Source organism: Candidatus Viridilinea mediisalina, from assembly GCF_002532535.1.
In the GTDB taxonomy this organism is placed as follows: domain Bacteria; phylum Chloroflexota; class Chloroflexia; order Chloroflexales; family Chloroflexaceae; genus Viridilinea; species Viridilinea mediisalina.
Window position 1 is genome coordinate 1 of the sequence record NZ_NQWI01000038.1, and the last position, 23982, is coordinate 23982.

Below are 23982 nucleotides of genomic sequence, written 5' to 3' on the forward strand. Positions count from 1 at the left end.
GAAGCCCTCCCCGAACCCCTCCCGTTTACGATGCTTTATCTGAAGGACTATTGGATGCAAGTATAACATGTCATGGAACAACAAAGGCACAAGCGTTGGATTAGTCCTTAGGGTGCATCGGTGTCGGCGTGGTATGATGTGCAGATGAGACGAAGCAATGAGGTACTATGATTCACGATCCCTACTCCGACCACCCGGTAGCCGAGATGCTCCGCACCGTTGTGGCGGAGGTGATGCTGATTGATGCGATTGAGACGGTGCGCCGTGGCGAACTGGAAGCGCCCCGTTTTGTCGGGCGGCTCAGGTTGGAAGCCCAGGCGGCCTACGACCAGGTGAGTCCGCGTTTGCAGGCTATGGGCCTGCTGGGGCTGCTCCAAGAGGAGGGCGACCGCGCCGCACTGGTGGTGTTGCCTGCCCTCGCGCCCCCGCCACCCTCGCGGCTCTGGTTGGCATTGTTGCTCTTCTTCCTCACCGTGGCTTCAACGATCCTCGTGGGCAGCGCCCATTTCGATGTGGAAACAGGCACCGCCGGGTGGAATATCGGCAAGGGGATCGCCTTTAGCGCAGCGATCCTGGGCATTCTCTTGGCCCACGAACTGGGCCATTATATTGTCGCCCGGCGCGAAGGGGTCGCGGTCAGTTACCCCTTTTTCATTCCTATGCCGCTCTTTCTTCTGGGTACCATGGGCGCGTTCATTTCGATCAAAGAGCCGGTGCCCAACCGTCGTGCGCTCTTGGCAATTGCGATTGCTGGCCCGCTCGCTGGGCTTGTCGTTGCTATTCCGGTGCTGATCATCGGCCTCGCACTCTCGCCGGTTCACAACGTCGTCGAGATGCAGGCGGCCCTTCCCGATACGGTCTTCTTCACCGAGGGCAACTCTATCCTCTATGCGGCCCTCAAATTGCTCGTCTTTGGGCGCTTTCTGCCCGACGGCAATGAAGATGTCTACCTGCACCCCGTGGCTCTGGCGGGCTGGGCCGGGCTGCTCGTCACCGGCCTCAACCTCTTGCCCGCCGGGCAACTCGACGGCGGGCATATCTTCTATGCCCTCTTTGGCCCCAAGGCGGCCCAATTCATGAGCATGGCGGTGGCGGTGGGCCTACTTGCCATGGGCTTCATCTGGAGCGGCTGGTTCCTCTGGGCGATCATTATCGCCTTGTTAGGCCAATCACGCAGCCCGCTGCTCAACGAAATCACGCCGCTTGATCGGCGCTGGCGTGCCCTCGCCATCCTGGGGATCATCGTCTTTGTGCTGGTCTTTACCCCGGTGCCGATTGAGGAGCTTGTGGGGGTGTGAGGTACAGTGAGAGTTTTTGAAGAGATGCAGAGTTATACCATTTACGATTGTAGATTGCAGATTGCAGATTGCCGAACATGGCATTCCAATGGGCTTTAGCGTTCTTGATCATGCGGCATGTTCAAGGGTAATTGGTATTATGCACCACAGAGACACCGAGAACACAGAGAGGTTTTTTGGGGCACGCTCCATTCCAACCTCTGTGTCCTCGGTGCATCTGTGGTTCAATCCTCGGTACCTCTTCAAAACCTCTAGCTCACGCCCTCCAGCCGATCTTCCAGGTCGGCATAGAGTTCGCGTAGCTTATCGAGTGTCTCGTCGTCGGTCTGCCAGATGCCTCGGCTGTTGGCCTCGAGCAGACGGCCTACGGCGTTGCGCGTTGCCTCCGGGTTGGCCGCTTCGAGGCGCTGGCGCATGGCATCGTCGAGGACGAAGGTGTTGGCCGCTTCGTCGTAGACCCACTTGTCTACCGCTTCGGTGGTCGCGCTCCAGCCGAGCATGTAGGTAAAGCGGTTGGCAATCTCGGCGGCCCCGTTGTGGCCGTGTTTGAGCATGCCTTCGTACCACTTGGGGTTGAGCAGCTTGGTGCGATACTCTACGCGCAGCACCTGGTCGAGACTCTGCACTTTGGTCTCAGCCGTAAAGCTCTCGACATAGTTGAGGGCTACGCTCTTGCCGGTGGCCCGTTCGGCGGCAGCCTTGAGCGCTCCGGAGTAGCCGTAGTAGTGCTGCATGTCGGTTAGGCCGTACTCAACGCTGTCAATCTCCTGCGCCACCCGGCCTACCGTCTTGAGCAACGAGCGTAGCACTTCGGGCTGGGCCTGGCCCGCCTTCTCGCCGCCAAAGGCAAAGGCGTTGCGCTTGATGAAGAGCTCCTCTAGGTCTTGGCGCTCCTCCCAAGCTCCGCCGTCAATCGCCTCGTCCACATCGGTGCCATAGGTACCCTCGGCCTGGGTGAAGACCCGCGCCGTCGCCTGCTCCCACTCTTTGCCCTCAGCCAGCATGGCGTTGACATGCTTACGGATGAAGTTCTGATCCTCCGGCTCATCGGCAGCAGCCGCCTCGCGCACCAGGCGATCAAGCAGGTCAATCGTGCCCGCAAAGGTATCGCGGAAGATGCCCGAGGCGGTCATGAGCACGTCTACACGGGGACGCCCCAACTCTTCCAAGGGAATCAACTCGTAGCGTCCAATCTTCCCCTGGCCATCCTTGAGCGGGCGGGCGCCGATCAGCCCCAGGATGACACCAATCGACTCACCCTTGGTCTTGATCGCGTCCAAGCCCCAGAGCACCTGGGCGATGGTCTCGGGGAACTCGCCGTCGTGTTCGGCTATGTGGGCCTGGATCAGCGCCTCGGCAATCCGTACCCCACGCTGGTAGGCGCTATCCGAGGGTACGCGGAAGGGGTCAAGGCTATGGATATTGCGCCCCGTCGGCAGCACGGCCAAACCATCGCGGATCAGGTCGCCACCGGGGGCGGCAGGGATATACTTGCCCTCCAAGCCATGCAGCAGGTAGTCCAACTCCTGGGTATTATCCTTGAGCGCCGCCAACATGCCGCGCCCGTGTTCGGCCAGCGGATTGAGCGCCATCGCCCAGGGCACCACCTCAGAGACATTGAAGGTAGCGCGCCACGCCGCATCGGGCTTCTCGCTGCCCAAGATAGCCCGGCGCACCCAGTCATTACAGGCCGCCTCAAGCTGATCGCGCACCTGCAGGGCCGCTTGGTCGCCACGCCGCGCCGCGTGGAGCAGGGCACCATAGCTATCGAAGGGCTGCATGAGACTACTCAGATCGGGGCGCTGCCGCAGTGCATTGAGCGCCAGATCGCCCAAGCCCTGATTGCCATCACGCGGCACCTTGAGCGCCTCAACAATCAGGGTGAGCTGCTCATCCGCTTCAGGCGCACTCCCCAAGATATGCAGCGTGCCCGTGATCAGCGTGCCCTCCAACTCACGCATGTAGGCATAGGCGCGGCCCACAAAGTCGCCAAAGGGCTCATCGGGACGGCGGGCCAACTCCACCTCAAGGTTGAGCAGGTCAATCTTCTGCAGAATCGCCGTCTCCACATCGCTATCGGCGGCGCGATCCTCACGTCCGGGGCCACCAACGCCGCGATACTCCTCCAGCAGATCCTTCAGCCCTTGCAACTCCTTGTAGAGACCAGCGCGGCCATAGGGCGGAATGGCGTGGCCAATGATCGTCGCATAGCCGCGCCGCTTGGCAATATTCGCCTCGGCAGGGTTGTTAATCGGGTAGACATAGAACTGCGGGCGGTCACCAAGCAGCACATCGGACCAACAGTTGCCGGTCATGCCCAACTGCACCCCAGGCATCCACTCAGCGGTGCCGTGCATGCCCATATGGATCACCGCATCGGCCCCAAACTCCTCGCTCAGATACTTGTAGAAGAGGATATACTGGTGGTGGGGCGTATTCTCGCGGTCAAAGAGCAGGCGCATGGGGTCGCCCGGCATACCAATGATCGGCTGGACACCAATATAGACATTGCCGATCCGCATGCCGCCCAAGCGCACACGGTCGCGCCCGGCGGGGGCAATATCACCGGGGAAGGCCCCCCAACGGGAGCCAACGCGCTCCTGATCGTCGGGGCATACCCAAGTATTGAAGGCATGCTGATCAACCGTGGGCAGATTGATCGGCGGATGGTTTGGCGGCACATCATTCAAATCGGCGCGCAGCGAACCCTCAAGGCAGCGCGTAAGCGTCGCGGGATCGCGTGGATACTCGCCTACCGTGTAGCCCGCCGCTTTGAGCTGGTCGAGCAGCGCAATCAGACTGGCGGGCACATCGAGCAGCGCCGCAGTGGCCGTATTGCCCTGGTTGGGCGGGTAGTTATAGACCACCAGCGCAACCTTCTTGTCGCGGTTGGCGGTCTTGCGCAGCTTGGTATAGCCATAGAGTTGCTTGCCAAGGCGCGCGAGGCGGTCGGGCACGGTATGGATCTCACTGCCGCGCATGCCCCCCAACACCACGGGCGCAATCGCGCCATCCATCTCAGGCAGCGAATAGATCATCGTCGCCTGCAGCGGCCCCACCCCATGCTCGCGCCAATTCTCCTCATCTTGCACAAAGAGAGGCGAAGCAACCACATAGGGCACATCGAGCTTCGAGAGCAGTTCACGCGCAACCGCAACGGTCAAGCCAGCCTTACTAGAGCCAGCGGGGCCACCGACGAGCGGAAAGCCCATCGTATTGACCACCGCATCCACACCGAGCTTACCGAGCCACTCACGCACCACCACATGGCTCTCGATGCCCTGCACAAAGATGGGCAGCACACGCAGATTGGCCGCTTCTAGGGCGTGGACAACATCATTATGGTAACTCGTGCCGCCCAAGATATGGCTACGGAACGAAAGCAGCGCCACAGTACCGAGTGGTTCAGGCGGCTTAGGCATGCCCCGTTTGGTCGCTTTGGCCCGCTGTTTCCGATAATCCTTCTCCCAGCGCACATACTCATCGGGCTTGGCAAAATACTTAGGCGCTTCAGGGTGGGCAAAGCCCATATCGGGCACCACCACTGGCGGCGGCACCTGCAACTTAGGCATGCCGCAATACTCGCGCATAATCAGCTTAAACATCGCAGCCGTATTGGCCACATTGCGCGTACTCCAGTAGGTACTCACATTGACCCAGTTGCGGAAATCGTTCAGCCGCTTACCAGGCAGAAAGTTGATCAACTTACTGGTAATCTTTTGCAGCTTGACATACCCATAAAGCGCATCTTCTTCACGGTTACCGACGAGCAACTTCGCCACATTCTGCACCGGCTTGGGCATACCGCCCCCGCCACCCTTGCCGCCCATGGCATAGCCACCAACCTTCGTCAGGCGCATCACCTCCGGCAGACTCTCGAAGGCAAAGACGACGGGCGGGGTCGTGCGTTCAACCGCAGGCACCAACCACTCGGCACTCTCGGCCAGCGAAATGAGCGAAATGATCACACATGCAGCGCGGCCCAAGGCTGCTTCTACCTCAGCCGGGCGCTGTTGCAGATCACGATCCTCGAAGATATGGAGGCGAAAACCGGGCACATCCTTGCGGACCTCCGCTTCTGCCTGGTTAAACAGCCCCTGGCTGTAGCGTTGCAAGCCCAGCACGAGCACAAACTCAACTTTGCGCGCCATTGCACCCCCCTAGAACTCTTGTCGTAGCGTTGGAGAACTGGTGTGCTATGAGAGGCTGTCTGAAAAATCTATGAACTGGCGTTGGAGTGCCGGCTTCAGCCGGCTAAAGCCGGCACTCCAACGCGTGCCCACTAGCTTTTCAGACAGCTTCTGAGCTACTAGCACCCAACTCATCCCACGCTGAACTGCTTGGTCAGATACGCACTATATTAGCGTAAAAACCCGAAAAAGGGTAGTTGTTGCATCCCATGTGCAAACTATGGTACGAGGCTGGCTGGCGTCAGGTTTAGCCAGTACATGGTAGTCTATGTATAATGGGGGGGAAGACAAAAACCTGCACTGCTTTCGTTCCTCACCTATCCAAGAAATCGAGTAATACCCATGCAGACACAGCCTGACTTCGCAGTAGACGTGATGGTTGCCACCTGTAACCGTGCCCAATTGATTACACCGATTGTAGAGAGTCTGCGTAACTCTACCGGGGTTGATCTGAGGGTCTGGATTATGGACCAGAGTGATAATGACGCCACAGCGGAGGTAGTGCAACGGCTTGCCCAAGCCGACCCACGCATCAACTATGTCCGCATTGAGGTCAAAGGGTGGAGTACCGCCCATAACATTGGTGCCAGTTTGGGTCAAGCACCCTATCTGCTCTTCACCGATGATGATTGTCGTGTTGATCCCGGCTGGGCGGCAGCGCTCGCCTCAAGCTTGGCGGATCAGCAGACATGGGGCGCTTTTGGGCGTATTCTCGATGAAACGACAGAACAGTCCGCCTCCGACGATGTTACCCCCGGCTTGCGCTTGGCGGTCAAAATGAGCACCGAGCGAGCGGTCTATCGTGATAATCGCTTCAATCTAGGTTTTGGCCACGGGGCCAACATGAGCTTGCGCCGCGATGCCTGGCAACGCCTCGGTGGTTTCGATGAGGCGCTGGGGCCAGGGGCGGTGCTGCGCTCTGGGGCTGATCGTGACATTGGCTACCGCATTTTGGCCGAGGGGGGCCAGATTGTCTACACCCCCGATGCCTTGGTCTACCATAATCAGTGGCGTAATTGGCCCGCCGTTTGGCGTGCTTTTCGGAACTATGGGATTGGAACCGGGGCAACCGCAGGCAAGTATCTGCGCTATGGTGATCTGGGCGGCCTCGTATTGCTGATTGAATGGGTGTTGAACCAAGGGCTACGGCAAGTGCTCTCCGGTCTAATCAAATGGAGAAGTTGGCAAAAGACCGCCATTGGCTTGCAGCAGTTCGTGATGCCTTTGTATGGCCTCGTGCGTAGCCTGCGCGTCCCGCTCTCGCGGGAGCATCGGGTCTATAAGATCACCAAGTCACGCGCCTATCGGCTTGGCTATGGTAAGGATGAGCCCTCAGAGGCTCTCTGAAAAGTCTATGAACTGGCGTTGGAGTGCCGGCTTCAGCCGGCTAAAGCCGGCACTCCAACGTATACCCACGAGCTTTTCAGACAGCCTCTCACAGGTCTAGCAGACCTGCGAGGGCTGGTGCTTGGGGCTACGCCCCAAACCCCGTTTGTTGTTCCGTATTGGCGGCGAAGCCACCAAACACGGAACAACAAGAGTTGTTAGCGCGAAGAAGTTCTGGGCCGCGCCGCTTGGCTTCGACAGGCTGGTTTCGGCAGGCTCAACCACCGAGCCAGCGTCGCGGTGGCTGCGAACCCAAGGCTTCTTCGCGCTAACAAAGAGTTTTTTTGGGGGAGGCGAAGCCTCCCCCAAACCCCCGCCGATGGTATAAGGCTTTTCATGGCGTCGTCGCTAAAACGTTTATTAATTGGTAAACCGCTGGCTACCGAACGGCAGCAACAAGAGCGGTTGGGGCGCAGAACCGCGTTGGCGGTCTTTTCGGCTGATGCGCTCTCGTCGGTTTCGTATGCTACCGAAGCGATCCTGACGGTGCTGATTTTGGGTGGTGCCCTGGCACTCGGTTTTTCGTTGCCAATTGGCTTTGCGGTGGCATTCCTGCTGGTTATGGTGGGGCTCTCGTATCGCCAGACCATCCGCGCCTATCCGCAGGGCGGCGGGGCTTATATTGTCTCGCGTGAGAATCTGGGTGAGATGCCAGGCCTGGTGGCCGCCGGGGCGCTGATGATTGACTATGTGCTTACGGTGGCGGTGAGTATCTCGGCGGGCGTTGCGGCGATTACGTCGCTCATGAGTAGTTGGGGCTACCCGGAGATACGTGGCGCTACGGTGCCGCTGGCGTTGCTCTTTATTGCCGTGGTAACCCTGATTAACCTGCGGGGTACCAAGGAGAGTGGCATCCTTTTTGCGGTTCCTACCTATGCCTTTATTATCGGCATTATGGGGTTGATTGGCTACGCCCTGATCCATGACTCCATTGTGGGAGCCGATCCGGTTGTGCATGCTATTCCGCCCGATCTGCCCCCAGAGCAGGTCTTGGGCCTCTGGCTGCTGCTGCGCGCCTTTGCGGCAGGCTGCATTGCCCTGACTGGGATTGAAGCCATTAGCGATGGCGTGCAAGCCTTTAGGCCGCCCGAAGCCAAGAATGCGGCTACCACCATGACCGCGATGGTGATTCTGCTGGTGACGATGTTCTTGGGGATTACCTATCTGGCCTATCTGCATGAAGCAATGCCCAATCCTAATACCCAAGAGACGATCATCTCCCAAGTGGCGCGCACGGTCTTTGGGGTTGGCCCGGCCTATACCTTTGTGCAGGTGGCAACGGCGCTGATCCTGATCATTGCGGCCAATACCGCCTACGCCGATTTTCCCCGCCTCGCTTCGTTCCTCTCGCGTGATCGCTTTTTGCCACGCCAGTTTGCGTCGCGGGGCGACCGGCTGGTCTTCTCGAATGGCATCCTTGTCTTGGGTATCAGTTCGGCGCTCTTGGTGGTAATCTTTCAAGCCAATGCGATTATCTTGCTGCCGCTCTACGCTATTGGCGTCTTTACCTCCTTCACGCTCTCGCAGACGGGCATGGTGCGTCGCTACCTGCGCCTTCAGCCCGAAGGCTGGCAGCGGGGGCTGCTGATTAGTGGCATCGGGGCGCTGCTTACTGCGACCGTTGTACTGGTACTCGCTACCACCAAGTTTGTCCATGGTGCGTGGGCAGTGATGGTGCTGATTCCGCTGATGGTTCTCGGCTTCAAGACCATCCAGGGCCACTATCTGCGTGTCGCCGAGCAGCTTTCGCTCACCACCGCCGCCCGTCCGCGCCCGGTGCGCCGCATCACCGCCATTGTGCTCGTCAGCGGTATCCATAAAGGTACCCTGCCCGCCCTCGAATTGGCCAAGTCGCTCTCCCCCGATAATGTTACCGCTGTCTACGTCAACTTAGACCCAGAGCAGGGCGAGCGCGTGCGGGCCCGTTGGCATGAATGGGGCTGCGATGTGCCACTCGTGATTCTCGATTCCCCCTATCGCTCACTGATTACACCATTGCTCAAGTATGTTGACGAGATCGAAGGGCGCTACCGCGATGACCATATGCTGATTGTGTTGCCCGAATTTATTCCTTCGCGCTGGTGGCAACATCTGTTGCACAACCAGACCGGCATTCTGCTGCGTACCGCCCTCATGTTCCGCAAGGGCAAAACGGTGATTAGTGTGCCCTATAAGCTTGAGCGTTAGGAGGTTAGGTTGCACTGGAGAGCCCTGTTCCTACGTTTGCTCTGCGGGCTGTGCCTTTGGCTTATACCAATTACCCTTGAACAGGCCGCATGCCTCATGACATTCAAGCGCATTGAGACGCCATGTCCGGCTTTCAGCTATCGGCTATCGGCTATCGGATTTGGTATTATACCAATTACCCTTGAACAGGCCGCATGCCTCATGACATTCAAGCGCATTGAGACGCCATGTCCGGCTTTCAGCTATCGGCTATCGGCTATCGGATTTGGTATTAGCCCAGTTGCAGCCCAAGGGCAGACACTCACCTTAGGCGAGTATGATCAGCAGTTGCGGGCGGCGCGGGCGGCGGCGCTGCGTGGCGACCGCCTGGATCTTGAGAGCAGTGCCCGCAGCCTGATTGACGCTAGGCGCATCCTGATGCCCGATGGGGCCACGGTGCCGGTGGATAACAACTGGTTGGCTTTGGAAATGGCGGCCAACGAGCCCGATCTGGCCTTCATTGCGCTGCGGCTGGGCGCTTTGCTCGATGCGCTGGCCGTAGGCGTTCCGCCCAATCCTGCTGCTGCTCAGGCTGAACGTGAGCAGATCATAGCTAGCCCGCCCTTCAGCGAACGTTCCCAAGAGCCAAGTTGGATCATGCAGCAGATCCAGAATTTCTTCGAGTGGTTCTTCCGGCAGATTGAACCTGTGGTCCAACCTGTTGCCGATGCAGCGGGCGGCACGCCCGGCACCCTCGCTTCATGGTTGCTCACCGGCATCGCTATTGCGCTTGCCCTCGCCGTGCTGCTACCCTGGCTGCAAGGCTTAAGGCGGGCCACCCGTGCCGAAAAGACCCTCACCAGCCCGGCTGAGTTGGCCGCCCGCGATACCGCCGATGCCCATGCCCAAGCGACCACCTTTGCGCGCAAGGGCGACTTCCGCAGCGCCACGCGCATGCTCACCTTAGCGGCCCTGCTCTGGCTGGATGAACGGGGCACGCTCAACTACAATCCGCACCAGACCAACCGCGAACATCTACAACGCCTGCGCGAGCGTCCGGCCCTGCGCGACGGGCTTGCGCCCGTGGTCGAAACCACCGACCGCGTCTGGTACGGCGGCATGCCCCTCGATGCCAACGGCTACGCCGCCATAGAGCAGCAAGTTGCCGCACTGCGCCATGTGCAGGAGAGGGAGAAGCAACCATGAAGCGACGCGATACCATCGTGATCATCCTCACCCTGTTGCTCCTCACCATCGTGGTGGGCTTGACGCCCCAGCAGGATGATGAGAGTATCGGTGGCGCGAGTAGCTTTGCCAGCCGTCCGGGCGGGGCGTTGGCGCTCTTTCGCTGGTGGGAGAAACTTGGCTATCGTGTGGATCGCTTGGCCTACCGTGAATTTGCCCTCAACCCCAGCGTTGATCTGCTGGTAGTCTTGGCCCCACGGGCGCGCTACAGTGCCGAGCATGCCGCCTTGGTGCGCGATTGGGTCGCGGCGGGGGGCACCGTCCTGATCGCGGAGTCGCGGGCCAATGCGGGCGCGACGCCGCTATTGGAAGCCTTTGGCTTAGGGGTTGCACCGCTACCAGAGGATCAGCCCTTTGTGCAGGGGTTGGTGCTGCAACCGGCTTTGGGCGATCCGCCCATCGAGCGCCTCAGCGTTCCCCATCGGGCCATCATTACCAGTGAAGAGCCGGGGCGCATCGCGCCACTTGTCGGCAGCAACCGCGCCCCGACCATCATCGGCATGCAGCATGGAGAGGGCTATGTCTATGCCAGCGCCACGGTAGAACCCTTCACCAACCAAGGTTTACGTAATGCCAACAACGGGGCGCTTGTGTTGAACCTGTTGCGCCGCATTCCTGCGGGTGGCGTGATTCTCTTCGATGAAGTACACCACGGTTTTGTGGGGCAGAACGAGGCCAACCTCCGCGCCCTCCTCTTCACTACCACCTGGGGCTGGGCCGTCCTCTATGCCAGCATCGTCGCCATGCTCTACCTGCTACTCACCAGTCGTCGCTTTGGCCGTGCGGTGCCGCTGCGGGCCGAAGCGGATCGCCGCAGTAGCGCAGAGTATCTGAGTAGCATGGCGGGCTTGCTGCGGCGCGGGGGCAAACGCGGCTATGCCCTCGAACACTACCGCACCCATATGCGCCGCCGCCTCGCCCGCGCCCACGGACTCAGCCCCGATCTGGACGACGGCGCCCTCGTTGCCGCGCTTGCCGAAACCCGCCCGGCCCTCGCCCGCCAGGCCGCCGATCTCTTGGCGCGCATGGCCCATGCCCCCAACGATGAGGCAACCATGCTGCGGCTTGTGGCCGAGGCGGATGCGTTGGGGGTGTAAATAACTCTACTCCCCGAGCGCAGCCAACAACTCCTGAGCTTCCGCATTGTTGGCATCAAGCTCAAGCGCGGCTGCGTAGGCACTCCGCGCCTCATCGCGGCGCCCAAGTTGCTCAAGGGTGAGGCCCAAATTGATCTGGTATTGCGCCTCGCCATCGTAGAGCGCAAGAGCCTCACGGAAGGCTGCTTCGGCCTCTTGGTAGCGCCCCAGGTTGTAGAGGCTCCAGCCGCGTCCGCTGTGGGCGTCGTCGCGCCATGAGGCCAGCGCCAATGCCTGATCGAAGGCTGCCACCGATGCCTCGTAGCGTTCGAGGGATTGTAGCGACCAACCTAAGCCTGCGGCGGCAAAGCTGTTCAGGGGGTCATGCTCAAGGGCTTGGGTGAAATCTTCCACTGAGCGTTCAAAATACTGGTTGGCTTGCGCCCCTTCGCTGTCGAAACCCTTCCAGAAGTAGGCTTCGCCGCGCCAAGCATAGACCAAACTGGAGTAGGGGTTGCGTTCGAGTGCTGCGTTCAGGTGTTCAATCGCCGCATCAATGTTGTTATGTACAACATGTAAACGCGCTTGGCCAAAATAGCCCTCGTACCAAGCAGGGTTGGCCGCAATCGCCTGGGCAAAATAGTCTGCTGCACGGTCATCCTCACCCGCAGAAAAGGCCAGCCACCCAAGCCCCACAAGCGCATGATGGCTCACCTCAGCATCACGGCGCCGCGCATCCTCATAGAGCGCACGGGCCTCGTCGGGCTCACTGGCATCAACATAGAGTTGGGCCAGTTCAAGCTGGAAGAAGCCCGCACTAGGCAGAAGATCCATCGCCGCTTCATACTGTTCGGCACTCTGCTCAAAGTAGCTCACATCGCTACCGATGCGATACGCATTGGCGAAGGTTGCCGCAAGGGCACTATGGGTGAGCGCACGCTGTAACGGGTGTTCATTGCCCAACAGATCCACTGCTTGATCGAGGCGCACCAAGGCCTGCTCCAGTATCTCCGTATCGCCCAACATGAGGGCCCGTTCCGAACGCAGCCGGGCCCAGACCGCATAGGTGAGGGCTAGGTTTTCGCCATAGGCAAGGGCTTGCTCCGCCTCTTCTTCGGCGTGCGTCAGGTTGCCCTGGTTGGTGAAAGCGGTCGCAAGCAGCGCATAGCCAAGGGCTGCCTGTTCATCACTACTCTCGGCCATCGTGCTGATCCGTTCGCTCAAGCCTTGGGTCGTCGCCCAATCGCCGCGAGCGGCTGCCGCCATCGCCCAGCGTTCAAGAATCTGCGGGTGATCATCAAATTCAGCCGCAAGATTCTGGTAGCTGCGATAGGCCGCACTGAGCCCATCATTAGGATCGCCGAGCAGTTGATCAGCGCTCTTCAACACCTCAAGCATGCGTGGGTCGGCACCGTTCACCAGCGCAGTTTGCGGCGGTGCCACTTCAGCGGGCCAGAAGAAGAATGCCGCAATGATGCCGATCAAGCCCAAACAGATGACGCCAAGCACCCCTACGATCACCGCCAGGTTGCGGGGTCGGGTGGTGGGGGGCGGGGCAGGTGGTGGAGTTGGCGGCTGTGGATAGGGTGCTGGCCGCACTGCTTGTTGTGGGGCTGCTGCTGGCGGGGGCGGACTCGGGCGCACATAGGGGGGCGTGGGAGGCGGCGTCGGCGCAGGTATCTTGATCGTCGCGTCAACCATCGCCGAGCCAGTTGCTGGGGTTGCACCACGCGGAAGCTCGTCGGTACCGATGCCAGCGGCGCTGCGCAGCGCCTCAACCAAAGCCATCGCATTAGGGTAGCGCGCATCAGGGTTGCGCGCCAAGGCCCGCATCACCACATCTTCCACATCGGGCGTCATATCACTACGCACCGCACGTAGCGGTATCGGTTGCTCCATCAGCCGCGCCGACAACATCGCCATCGGTGTATCGCCCGTGAAGGGAAATGTGCCCGTAATCAACTCATAGAGCACCACCCCCAGCGCATAAATGTCAGTCGAGGGGCCAACACTACTTGAGCCCTGGGCCTGTTCGGGCGACATATATTCCGGTGTACCCATCACCGTTCCAGCCAGCGTTAGGCCACTACGCGCATCAGCCCCAGTGCCCCGCGCCAAACCAAAGTCGGTCAGGTAGAGCCACCCATCATCGGTGATCATCATGTTGGAGGGCTTAATATCGCGGTGGATCACCCCTTGGCGATGGGCATGATCAAGGGCCGCAGCAACCTGGATCAGAATCCGGGCCGCGTGGGGGAGCGTCAGCACCCCTCGGCTTTGGATCAGTTCCTTCACCGTGCGCCCAGCGATATACTTCATTGCGATGTAGTGTACCCCCTCAGCCTCACCAATCTCATAGATTGGCATAATGTGGGGATGCTCAAGCTTGGCCACACTCCGCGCCTCCTGCTGAAAGCGCGCCACATAGCTCGCATCGTGGGTCAGAGCCGGCGAAAGCACCTTGAGCGCTACCGTGCGGTCGAGGTCGGTCTGGCGTGCCTCATAGACCACCGCCATCCCACCGCGCCCCAATTCACGCCCAATCTCAAAGCGGCCCAGCGTTGTTCCGATTAGGTTGCGTTGGCTCATAAGGATACAGAAACGAGAAAATAGAAACGAGAAAATAGGTGTTAGGGATGGTTTCAGGCCACTTTACCGTTTGCGCCATTAGGTAGTGCCGACTTTAGTCGGCTGAGGTCGCTGACAACCCCTGGATGCCGACTAACGTCGGCACTACGAATGTAAAGCTGAAAGGCCGTTTCTGAAACCATCCCTTAGCGCGAAAAAGCTTGTTAGTGCGAAGAAGCCTTGGGCTCGTGGGATGCGTCGCGTTGGCTCGGTGGCTGAGCCTGTCGAAGCCAACGTCGCGCTGGCTTCGACAGGCTGGCTTCGACAGGCTCAGCCACCGAGCCAACGTCGCGGCCCAGAACTTTTTCGCGCTAACAAAAGCTTTAGCCGCAGTAACTACCTCCGCCCCTTGGGCTTGCCCTGGTAGGTGTAGCGCGCTATCACGTTACCCTGAGCATCACGTAGAGTTGCGGTGTCACCGGAGTTGCTCCAGATTGCGCTACGGTTGGCCCAGTAGAGGTTGCCTGCATTGGCGTTACCCGAACGGGTCCAGAGCTTCACTTCTGCACCAGCGGCGAGGGTAAAGCGCGGAGGGAAGGTGAAGGTATTGCGTGATGTGCCATCACTGAGTGTCCAGCCGGTCATGTCTACGGGGGCGTTCCCACTGTTGCGCATCAGGACATACTCGCTGTCGCGGTGGCGTCCCGAGGGGCTGTACTCCAGATGACCAATGGTGATATTGGCTGGCTCTGGCGTTGCTGCTGCGGGCTTGGTCTCAGCAGCGGGCTTGGGCGCCGGGGGCGGCGTAGCAGGCTTGGCCTCCGCAGCGGGCTTGGGCGCCGGGGGCGGCGTAGCGGGCTTGGCCTCAGCAGCAGGCTTGGGGGCTGGCGGCGGGGGCGTAGGCTTGGCCTCCGCAGCGGGCTTGGGCGCCGGGGGCGGCGTAGCGGGCTGCGGAGCCGGAGGTGGGGGCGTGGGCTTGGCCTCAGCGGCGGGCTTGGGGGCCGGGGGCGGCGGCGCCGGCTTGGCCTCCGCAGCGGGCTTGGGCGCCGGGGGCGGCGTGGCGGGCTTGGGCGCCGGGGGCGGCGGCGCAGGCTTGGCCTCCGCAGCGGGCTTGGGGGCCGCTGGCGCGGCACCTGCATGGGCTTGCGGGGCAGTAGTTGCCTCGCTATCCCAGCGATCAACCTCAGCCGCAGCGATGTCCGCAAAATCACGGGGGAGGGTAACAACGCCGTAGCTCAATTCGCGCACCGCTTTATCTACCTGCGTGCGTGTCTGTTGCGGCAACGGCAGCAGCCCCAGGCCGAGCGAGAGCAGACCATAGCCAAAGCGACCGACACCAACAGCAGCGGACTCGATAGTGCCGATAAGCGGGTTAGTCTGCTGACGCGGGGGCTTAGGGGTTTCTTGAGACATGTCACTACTCCTTTGTATCTGTATATTCCCAGGGCGCACCAGGCCATCCTGGTAGCGTCCGTTACGGGCCTTATTGAAGGCTAATCACCAGGCCGCTATACTTCTCCACGAGGATGCGGGCCTGTTCTTCGTTGTAGCCTTCGGCGAAGACATGGAAGAAGGGGCTATCAGGGTCGGGCAGGATCAGCACCCACTCGTTGCCCAGGTCTATTTTAATCCCATCTACCTGATCAACGCGCCGTTCGGCGTACTGCTCGTTCAGGATGCGCATCACCTTGCCTTTGGCTTCCCAACGGCAGGGCACACGGCTCTGGGCGAGGTAGTAGGTGGGCAACTCTGCCAGGGTTGCACTTAGGCTCATCTCGTTGACAGTGAGCAACTCCATGAGCTTGACGGTGGTAAACATGCCATCGGCCACCGGGCAGAAGGCCGGGAAGATATAGGCTCCCCCACCATCACCGAGCATCAGCAGGTCGCGTTGTTGGGCTGCAATCTGCATGAGCGCACTCAGGGTGGCGCGGGTACGAATGATCCGCCCCCCATACTGTTCGGCAATCTGCTCGAAGGCACGCGGCGCAGTAACCGGCACCGCGACGGTGCCGCCGCCGTGGGCGCGCATGGCCAAGGCTGTCAGCGCCGCCATGGCTCGCAGCGGATGCAGCCGTACCCCGCGATCATCCACAAGGTAGATGCGTTCCCCACTGCTATCCAGCCGCACCCCCAGATTAGCCCCCACCACCGGCGTGATCTGGGTCAGGCGCTGCACCGCCTCTTCAAATTGTATCGGCGTCTGAAAGGCCATCTCTTCATCAGGATTCACATTCAGTTCAACCGCATCAACCCGGTAGCGCCGCAGCACCGGCGAGAGAATCGCGCTGGTACTGGTGTTGGCATAGTCAATCACGAGGTGAAAGTTACGCCGAATCAGGTCGAACGCATCAGGCCGCAGGGCGCGCAAAAAAGCCTCGGTGTAGGTCTTTTCGACATTGTGCCCATAAAAGATGCGCCCAATCTCTTCTAGGTAAGCGCGGCGAAAATCTTCGCGGAAGAAGGTATTCTCCACCTTACGTTCCACCTGCGTCGAGATGTCGAGCCCCTGTTCGTCAAAGAATTTGACCTCCACCACCCGATTATCGTAGGGCGAGAGGCGCACATGAATGCCTCCAGCCGCAGCCGTGGCCCGCGTGTAGTAGCGTGCCACCGGAATGGGTACATTCTGCAAATCGCTCACATTAATGCCCGCCGAGGGCAGCCCCGCCACAATGGCACGCTTGAGCATGCGCGGCGTATAGTGAGCATCGCGGTTGATCGTAACCATCGCGCCACGCGGCAGCGTAGCGCCAAAGGCTGCGCCTAGTTTAGCACAAAGCTCGGGAGTAATCTCAATATTGACCATCCCCTTCACCCCGTAGCGTCCAAAGAGGACACGACGGCCCTGGCTGCCCCAAATGATACTACTGGTAACCGTGGCCCCCTCATCAACCTCTTTGCTCGGCCAGATCTTCACATTGGGCTGGATCACCGCCCCGGCTCCGACCTGAACGCCGTCGCCGATCACGACCCCCTCAAAGAGCATGGCGCGCTGGCGAATATTGGACTGGCGCAGCACAATCGCCCCGCGCAACTCGGCCCGTTCGCCAATGTAGGAGTTGCGCCAGATTACCGAGCGATCAATATTGGCTCGCGTATCAATGATCGTATAGTCGCGGATAACCGAAGGGCCGTGAACAATCACCCCACCCTTGATCTTCGCCCCATGGCCAAGGTAAATCGGCCCGTGCAGTTGGGCATCAGGCGCAATCTCAGCATCACCATTAACCCAAATATCTCCGCCGATATGGTGGCCCAAACGCGGCAGATTGACCCGCCCCTGCAAGTAGTCACTACAGGCGCGCATATACTCTTCAATCGTGCCCACATCCGTCCAGTAGCCCTGGGCCACAAAACCCTGGATGCGGTGGCCCTCTTCAAGCATGTAGGGGAAGACATCCTTCGACCAATCGGTGAGCTTGCCGCGCTCGACATACTCAAGGACGGTCGGATCGAGCACATAGATACCCGTATTGACCGTATCCGAAAAGACCTCGCCCCAACTCGGTTTCTCAAGGAACTGGCGCACCATACCATCTTCATCGGTAATAATCACGCCATAATCGAGCGGATTCGCCACCCGATAGAGCGTAATGGTTGCCTTCGCGTCCGAGTTTTGGTGGTGGTTGATAATCTCAGTCAGATTAAAATCGGTCAACGCATCGCCCGAAATCACCAAAAAGGGTTCATCGAGCAGATGTTCAGCATTCTTCACGCTCCCAGCGGTACCCAACGGCACCTCTTCGAGCGAATAGGTAATATTCACACCATACGCACTACCATCGCCATAATAGTCCTGGATTGCATTCGCAAGATACTGGACAGTAACAATAATATCGGTGATCCCATGAACCTTCAGGAGCTCAATAATATGTTGAATCACCGGACGATCTACGAGGGAGACCATCGGTTTCGGACGATTAATCGTGAGCGGTCTGAGGCGGGTGCCCTCGCCACCGGCCATGACGACAGCTTTCATGGCTGCTCCACGCTTCGCGCCCATGGGCCGCGAAGCTTTCACGGCGTAGCGGATTGTGTCAAGTATAGCACGCCCCTAATCACCGTCGCAAGCGCCGGGCCCGCCGCGCGGGCCAACATGCCATAAAACCTCTCTGTGTTCTCTGTGCCTCTGTGGTGTCATCCCAATTACCCTTGAGCATACCGTATCATCAAGAACACTCAAACTCATTGGGACACTATGTTCGGCAATCTGCAATCTGCAATCTGCAATCTGCAATCTGCAATCTGCAATCTACAATCTGCAATCTACAATCTGAAAGCACGCCCCATCCCCCCATGCTATACTGTCACCAATACATAGATCGTCGTATTCCTCATGCGGCAGCGCCGCCACTATTCCAAGGAATTGCCTATGTCCGGTGAAGTTACCCTTCGGGCTACCCTGGCCCGCCCCTTTCTTGCTGCTACCACCACTCCCCAGGTGATCTACGCCCTGATCGAGGTGCAGCCCTCACAGGTCGTGGCCCAGGTGCGTATGCCGGTGAATGTCTGTTTTGTGCTTGACCGTAGCGGCTCCATGCGCGGTGAAAAGATGGAACGCGTGCGCCAAGCTACCAGTATGGCCATTGACCGCCTCAATGCCCAAGATTTTGTCGCAGTGGTGATCTTCGACCACCGCACCGAAGTTATTGTGCCCTTTGGCCCCGTGCATGACCCTACGGCGATCAAGCGGCGCATTGGTCGCATCCGCGATGCCGGTGGTACGCGCATTGCCCCCGCCGTTGACCTCGGCCTGCGCGAGATTGCCAAGGACCAGAGTGGCGCGATTCGCCGCATGGTGCTGCTGACCGATGGCCAGACGGAGCATGAAAAGGAGTGCATCCTGCGTGCTGATGACGCCGGACGCCTGGGCGTGCCCATTACCGCTCTTGGGGTTGGCCGCGATTGGAACGAAGACCTGCTGATCGAAATGGCCAATCGCTCCGGTGGCACCGCTGATTTTATCAGCCGTCCCGATGCAATTGAGAGCTATTTCCAAAATACCGTCCAACAGGCCCAGAATACCGCCATCCACAACGCCACCCTCAACCTACGCCTCGTTCAAGGCGTAAGCCCCCGCGCCGTCTGGCAGGTCATTCCCCTGATCAACAACCTCGGCTACCGCCCCATCTCCGACCGCGATGTGAGCGTCCCCCTCGGCGAAGTCGAGACCGGCCAAGGCCGTACCGTCCTCTTTGAGCTGCTCGTTGACCCCCGTGCCGCCGGTACCTACCGTGTCGGTCAAGTTGAAGCAGTCTACGACGTTCCCGCCCTGGGCCTACGCCAAGAGAAGACCAGGCAAGACCTATTGCTCACCTTTACCGCCGATCCAGCCCAACTCAGCCAGGTCAACCCCAACGTCATGAACATCGTCGAAAAGGTGAGCGCCTTCAAACTCCAGACCCGCGCCCTCCAAGATGCCGCCGAAGGCAACGTCCACGGTGCCACCCAAAAACTCCAAAGCGCCGTCACCCGGCTCCTCAGCCAAGGCGAACTAGAGTTAGCCGAAACCATGCAGCAAGAGATCGCCAACCTCGAACAGAGCGGCCAACTCTCCAGCGAAGGCCAAAAGACCATCAAGTTCCAAGGGCGCAAAACCGTGCGGTTGAGTGATATAGACCTGCCTAAGGAGTGAGGGTTTGCAGAGATACAGAGAATTTGAACCACAGAGGCACAGAGGACACAGAGGGTTTTGATGAGGGGCACGGCTTTTGCGCTATTGCGAAAATAGGTTTGCGGTACCAGCAACAGGATGTGCTGCATTCCCCCAAATTCCCCCTAACAAAATCCTCTCCATCTCCCTCTCTGTGTCCTCTGTGCCTCTGTGGTTCAAACCCTCTGTACCTCTCCCTCCCTCTCTGTGTCCTCTGTGGTTCAAACCCTCTGTACCTCTCCCTCCCTCTCTGTGTCCTCTGTGCCTCTGTGGTTCAAACCCTCTGTACCTCTCCCTCTCTCTCCCTCTGTACCTCTCCCTCCCTCTCCAAGCCTAAACTCAACACAAACATCCCCGCCATCATCAACGCCGAGGCCAAATAGGCCACCATGAGGCCCTGCATGCCCCCGCCCCAGGCATCGGCCAAGGCCCCCAAGACAGCCACTACCAACAGGTTGCCCACACTAATCCCCACATTCACCAAACCCTGGGCCGTCCCGCGCTGCTCTGGTGCAACCCTATTCAATACAATCGTCCGCAGGGTGCCCCCCACCACAATGCCCACGCCCAAGCCAATCAGCATGCTTGCCGGCATAAAGATCCACAAACCCGGCCCCATGCCCGTCAGCGCCAACAAGGCCGAGCCAATACTCAAGGTACCAAAGCCAATCAGCATCACCAGACGCGCCCCCAAGCGGTTCAACAACTGCCCAAAGATCACCGAACCCGCCGTGGAAGCCAAGACCAACGGGATCAGCAGCAGCCCCGCCCGATCCGCCGGTGCGCCTACCCCCTCCACCGCGACCGTCGCAATAAAGAGCACGCTCCCCATGCCAAAGCCCGACCCCGCGCAGAGCGTGTAGGTCAAGGCCAACTGCCGTTCCGCAAAGAGATTCAGCGGCACCACCGGCATCACCGCCTGCCGCTCGACCGCAATCAGGCCCACCAAGCCCCCTCCCGCCACTAGCAGCAACCAGGGCCAGAGCAGCAGCCCCAACGCCTCATCCAGCACCCGATTGATCCCCAAGACCAACCCGGTCAACACCAGCGTCACCAAGATAATCCCGCCCCAATCCAAGGGGGCCACGTTCTCCACACGCTGCTTGGCGGGCAAGCGGCTCAAGCCCATCCAAAAGACCAACACCGCCACCGGGATGTTCAACAAAAAGATCCAATGCCAACTCAGAAAGACCAAAATGAGCGCGGCAACAAACGGCCCCAACAAAAACGCCATCCCAAAAGTAGCCCCAAACAAGCCCAAGGCTTTGCCCCGCTCCTCCGGCGGAAAGGCATCACCAATCATCGCACTCGCAATCGGCGTCACCCCACCCGAACTAAACCCCTGCACCGCCCGCCCCACCAAAAGCCACCAATAATTGGGAGCGAGCGCAATCAGCAACGAACCCAAGCCAAAGCCCAAAATATTGGCTAAAAAGACCGGACGCCGCCCATAGCGATCGCCCAGACTCGCCATCAGCGTCGTACTCATCAGCGTAAAGATACTAAAAATAATCGTCAGCATCCCAATCTGACTATTCCCAACCTCAAAAGTCTCTTTCAACGCCGGCACCGCTGGTGCAATCACCGCCGAATCCAACGCCGCCATAAAGACACCCACAAACAAAACCGTCATCACCCCACGCCGCGCCTGCACGTCTAATACACCAGGCTCCGCCGCTTGCATAATTGCTCCTCAATATGTTTCTGATGGGTTGGGCGGCACTAGCCCTACCCATCATCCATGCACCGAACCTCAGCCCGCCAGCTTCCAACTTGTGCATTATAATACCTATCTACATCCTGTCTCTCAGAAGCTGTCTGAAGCGCCGGGGGCATGGCGTTGGAGTGCCGGCTTTAGCCGGCTGAAGCCGGCACTCCAACGCCATGCCCAATGACCATCTAGCGTATTGAGATGCCATGCTCGGCTTTCAGCTATCGGCTATCGGCTATCGGATTTGGCATAACTCCTTACCCTCATGCCCCTCCCCGCCCAAATTGGCAACTACCGCCTCGAACGCGAACTTGGCCGCGGTGCCAGTAGTGAGGTTTGGCTCGCCCGCCACTCCTACTTGGGTGACCACACGGTCGCCATTAAGGTACTGATGAGCCAGGAGCGTGAGGCGGTCCGCCGCTTTAAGCGTGAGGCGGCGATTGCGGCCCGTCTGCACCATCCCAACATTGTCCAACTCCTCGATTATGGCCAGTGCGACCCCTTCTTTTATGCCGTGATGGAGTTGATCGAGGGCCAATCACTGCGCGACATCCTGGCCGCCCGTGATCACCTGAGCCTCACCGATGCTACGGCGATCTTCACGCAGATTGCCGAGGCGCTTGAGTATGCCCATACCCACGGGATTGTACACCGCGATGTGTCGCCCGCCAATATCCTGATTGAAGACCAGACCCGCCGGGCTTTGCTCTCTGACTTTGGAATCGCACGTGACGCTTCGCAGCCGATCACCCAGGCCGATGCGATTATGGGCACCAGTGGCTACCACTCGCCGGAGCATGCCCAATCCGCCGCCAGTGTTACCCACCTCTCCGACATCTTCAGCCTCGGCGTGGTACTCTACCACATGCTCAGTGGCCAACTGCCCTGGCACAACGTACCCAGCCTCACCGACAAGGACGAGTTCTCGCCCCCGGTGCCCCTCGCCGAACGCGGGGTTGAAGGCGTTCCCCCCGAAGTGGATCGCGTCCTGCGCACCATGCTCGCCCTCGACCCCAACGACCGCTACCCCACCGCTGCGCTCCCGGCTGCCGAACTGCGCCAGATCATAGCCCGCCACCAGACCAAGACCCAGCGGATTGGAGCGGTGCCAATCATCACCCGCCCAGTAGAACTACAGGCCAGCGGCGTCGAACCAAACCCCATCGAACGCATCCTCGCGCCCGATCTCGCCCAAGCCACCATGGAGCGCACCCACCGCCGCGCCGAGGAACTCCGCGATCCCGCTTCGCTGGCCGCCCTCCTCGACCAATGGGCCGCCGAGGATCGCTGGCGGCGCACACCACTCTTGGGCCGCCTCGCCCGTCTGCACAAAATCGTCAGCCGCAACGTCTACTTCTACCGCCTGCGCGTCCTCTACGAGCGGCGCGAACCCCCCGAAGACGACGAAGAACCCGACCGCGAGGCCGAAGTCTTCCCCGTCGAACGCGAACTCGCCCCCTGGGATGTTCCGCTCCCCAGCGCCGAATCCTTCACCGACAACCCCGGCGGACGTGTCCACCTCCCCGGCTCCACCCGCGTCGTCGCATGTCAACCCTGTGCCGGCAAAGGCTTCGCCATCTGCCCCCGCTGCCAAGGCCGCCAACGCATCCCCGCGCCCTCCCCCAGCCCCTCCCCCTCCTCGCCTCAGCCCGCTCGCGCCCCCGCCTCGCGCCCCCCCGCATCCGCCTCGCGCCCTCCCGCCTCGCGCATCCCCGCGTCTTCGCCTCCCCCCTCCCCCGCCGACTACGCCCGCGAACTGGAAGATCTGCTCCAAACCCAACCCCCTGCCTCGCCACCCGCGTCCTCGCCACCCGCCTCCCCCGCGTCATCCCCTCATCCCTCATCCCTCATCCCTCATCCCTCTTCCCCCACCCCTCATCCCTCATCCCTCATCCCTCATCCCTCTTCCCCCACCCCTCATCCCTCATCCCTCATCCCTCATCCTTCCTCCCTCATCCCCTGCCCCGAATGTAGTGGACGCGGCGGCATCATCTGCAAGCGCTGCACCGGCATCGGACGCCTAGTACAGCGCAAAGTCGTACGCTGGCACCGCCACAGCGACGCCTTCAACACCCAAGACGACCTACCCTTCCTCGACGAAGACTGGCTCGCCCGCACATGCCGCGCCGAACTGGTCTACCGCGAACGGCAAGTCGGCGGCACCCGCCCCGAATGGCAACTCATCCCCGCCATCGCCGAGCTAATCAAACAAGCCGAAGCCCCCCTCGACAGCCACACCCGCATCACCCTCAGCGAACTCTCCATCAGCCTCATCCCCATCACCGACATCGTCTTCGACCTCGGCCAAACCAACGACAGCGACCTCTACCGCCTCACCATCTACGGCTTCGAGAACCTCATCCCCCCCGACTGGCGCTTCTTCAACTGGGAGCGCGTAGTTATGGCCTGTATCATCCTGTTTCTGCTGGTGATCGTATGCGTGCTATTGGTCTTTGCGCTGATCTGAGAACAGGGGGGTAGGGGAACAGGAGAACAGGAGAACAGAGAACAGAGGAACAGCACCCCGTAGGGGCGTAGCAGCGGCCCCCCAGGGCATCGCGTTGCATCGAGAAGCACAGGCCGCTGCTACGCCCCTCCATGGCCACGGCGGGGCTTTGGGTCTGCCGATGGTCGGCCAGGCAAAATGCGGAACTCAATGCATGATGAGTCCTTCGCCCCGCTCCCA

Annotated in this window: 13 protein-coding genes; 8 read left to right on the forward strand and 5 right to left on the reverse strand. The window is 60.1% G+C overall.

Going from position 1 to position 23982, the window contains the following annotated elements; genetic code table 11:
- Nucleotides 1–167: 167 nt before the first annotated feature.
- Nucleotides 168–1298 (forward strand): site-2 protease family protein, encoded by a 1131-nt coding sequence (locus tag CJ255_RS10145; protein WP_245863310.1) that lies wholly within the window; start codon nucleotides 168–170, stop codon nucleotides 1296–1298.
- A 251-nt stretch (nucleotides 1299–1549) separates the two neighbouring features.
- On the opposite strand, the gene bchH is transcribed toward CJ255_RS10145, so the two are convergent.
- A complete protein-coding gene (gene bchH / locus CJ255_RS10150) occupies nucleotides 1550–5449 on the reverse strand; it encodes a magnesium chelatase subunit H (protein WP_097643990.1) in 3900 nt (1299 codons plus the stop codon).
- 381 nt (nucleotides 5450–5830) lie between these two features.
- Between bchH and CJ255_RS10155 the strand changes: the two genes are divergently transcribed.
- From CJ255_RS10155 to CJ255_RS10170, 4 genes are all read left to right on the forward strand, one after another.
- A complete protein-coding gene (locus CJ255_RS10155) occupies nucleotides 5831–6835 on the forward strand; it encodes a glycosyltransferase family 2 protein (RefSeq protein ID WP_097643991.1) in 1005 nt (334 codons plus the stop codon).
- A gap of 375 nt (nucleotides 6836–7210) precedes the next feature.
- Nucleotides 7211–9061: an APC family permease gene (locus CJ255_RS10160; protein ID WP_097643992.1), complete on the forward strand. Its 1851-nt coding sequence runs from the start codon at nucleotides 7211–7213 to the stop codon at nucleotides 9059–9061.
- A gap of 96 nt (nucleotides 9062–9157) precedes the next feature.
- Nucleotides 9158–10246 (forward strand): DUF4129 domain-containing protein, encoded by a 1089-nt coding sequence (locus tag CJ255_RS10165; RefSeq protein ID WP_097643993.1) that lies wholly within the window; start codon nucleotides 9158–9160, stop codon nucleotides 10244–10246.
- The gene (locus tag CJ255_RS10170) at nucleotides 10243–11382 is read left to right on the forward strand and encodes a DUF4350 domain-containing protein (protein ID WP_097643994.1); all 1140 of its coding nucleotides are present in this window, start codon (nucleotides 10243–10245) and stop codon (nucleotides 11380–11382) included. The genes CJ255_RS10165 and CJ255_RS10170 overlap by 4 nt, the downstream gene beginning before the upstream one ends.
- 6 nt (nucleotides 11383–11388) lie before the next feature.
- On the opposite strand, the gene CJ255_RS10175 is transcribed toward CJ255_RS10170, so the two are convergent.
- From CJ255_RS10175 to CJ255_RS10185, 3 genes are all read right to left on the reverse strand, one after another.
- Nucleotides 11389–13950, reverse strand: coding sequence for a serine/threonine-protein kinase (locus tag CJ255_RS10175; protein WP_097643995.1), 2562 nt, complete (start codon nucleotides 13948–13950; stop codon nucleotides 11389–11391).
- Nucleotides 13951–14325: 375 nt separating this feature from the next.
- The gene (locus CJ255_RS10180) at nucleotides 14326–15342 is read right to left on the reverse strand and encodes a lamin tail domain-containing protein (protein ID WP_097643996.1); all 1017 of its coding nucleotides are present in this window, start codon (nucleotides 15340–15342) and stop codon (nucleotides 14326–14328) included.
- Nucleotides 15343–15412: 70 nt separating this feature from the next.
- Complete coding sequence (locus CJ255_RS10185) at nucleotides 15413–17911, reverse strand: mannose-1-phosphate guanyltransferase (RefSeq protein ID WP_097643997.1); 2499 nt, start codon at nucleotides 17909–17911, stop codon at nucleotides 15413–15415.
- Nucleotides 17912–18130: 219 nt separating this feature from the next.
- Between CJ255_RS10185 and CJ255_RS24670 the strand changes: the two genes are divergently transcribed.
- On the forward strand, nucleotides 18131–18253 hold the full coding sequence (locus CJ255_RS24670) for a hypothetical protein (protein WP_281257204.1): 123 nt from the start codon (nucleotides 18131–18133) through the stop codon (nucleotides 18251–18253).
- Between the two features lie 51 nt (nucleotides 18254–18304).
- A complete protein-coding gene (locus CJ255_RS10190) occupies nucleotides 18305–19567 on the forward strand; it encodes a vWA domain-containing protein (RefSeq protein WP_097643998.1) in 1263 nt (420 codons plus the stop codon).
- A 292-nt stretch (nucleotides 19568–19859) separates the two neighbouring features.
- Here CJ255_RS10190 and CJ255_RS10195 read toward each other — a convergent pair whose 3' ends face one another.
- Entirely contained in the window at nucleotides 19860–21269 is a 1410-nt protein-coding gene (locus tag CJ255_RS10195) for an MFS transporter (RefSeq protein WP_097643999.1), read from the reverse strand.
- A 292-nt stretch (nucleotides 21270–21561) separates the two neighbouring features.
- Between CJ255_RS10195 and CJ255_RS10200 the strand changes: the two genes are divergently transcribed.
- Complete coding sequence (locus tag CJ255_RS10200) at nucleotides 21562–23763, forward strand: serine/threonine-protein kinase (protein WP_097644000.1); 2202 nt, start codon at nucleotides 21562–21564, stop codon at nucleotides 23761–23763.
- Nucleotides 23764–23982 lie beyond the last annotated feature (219 nt).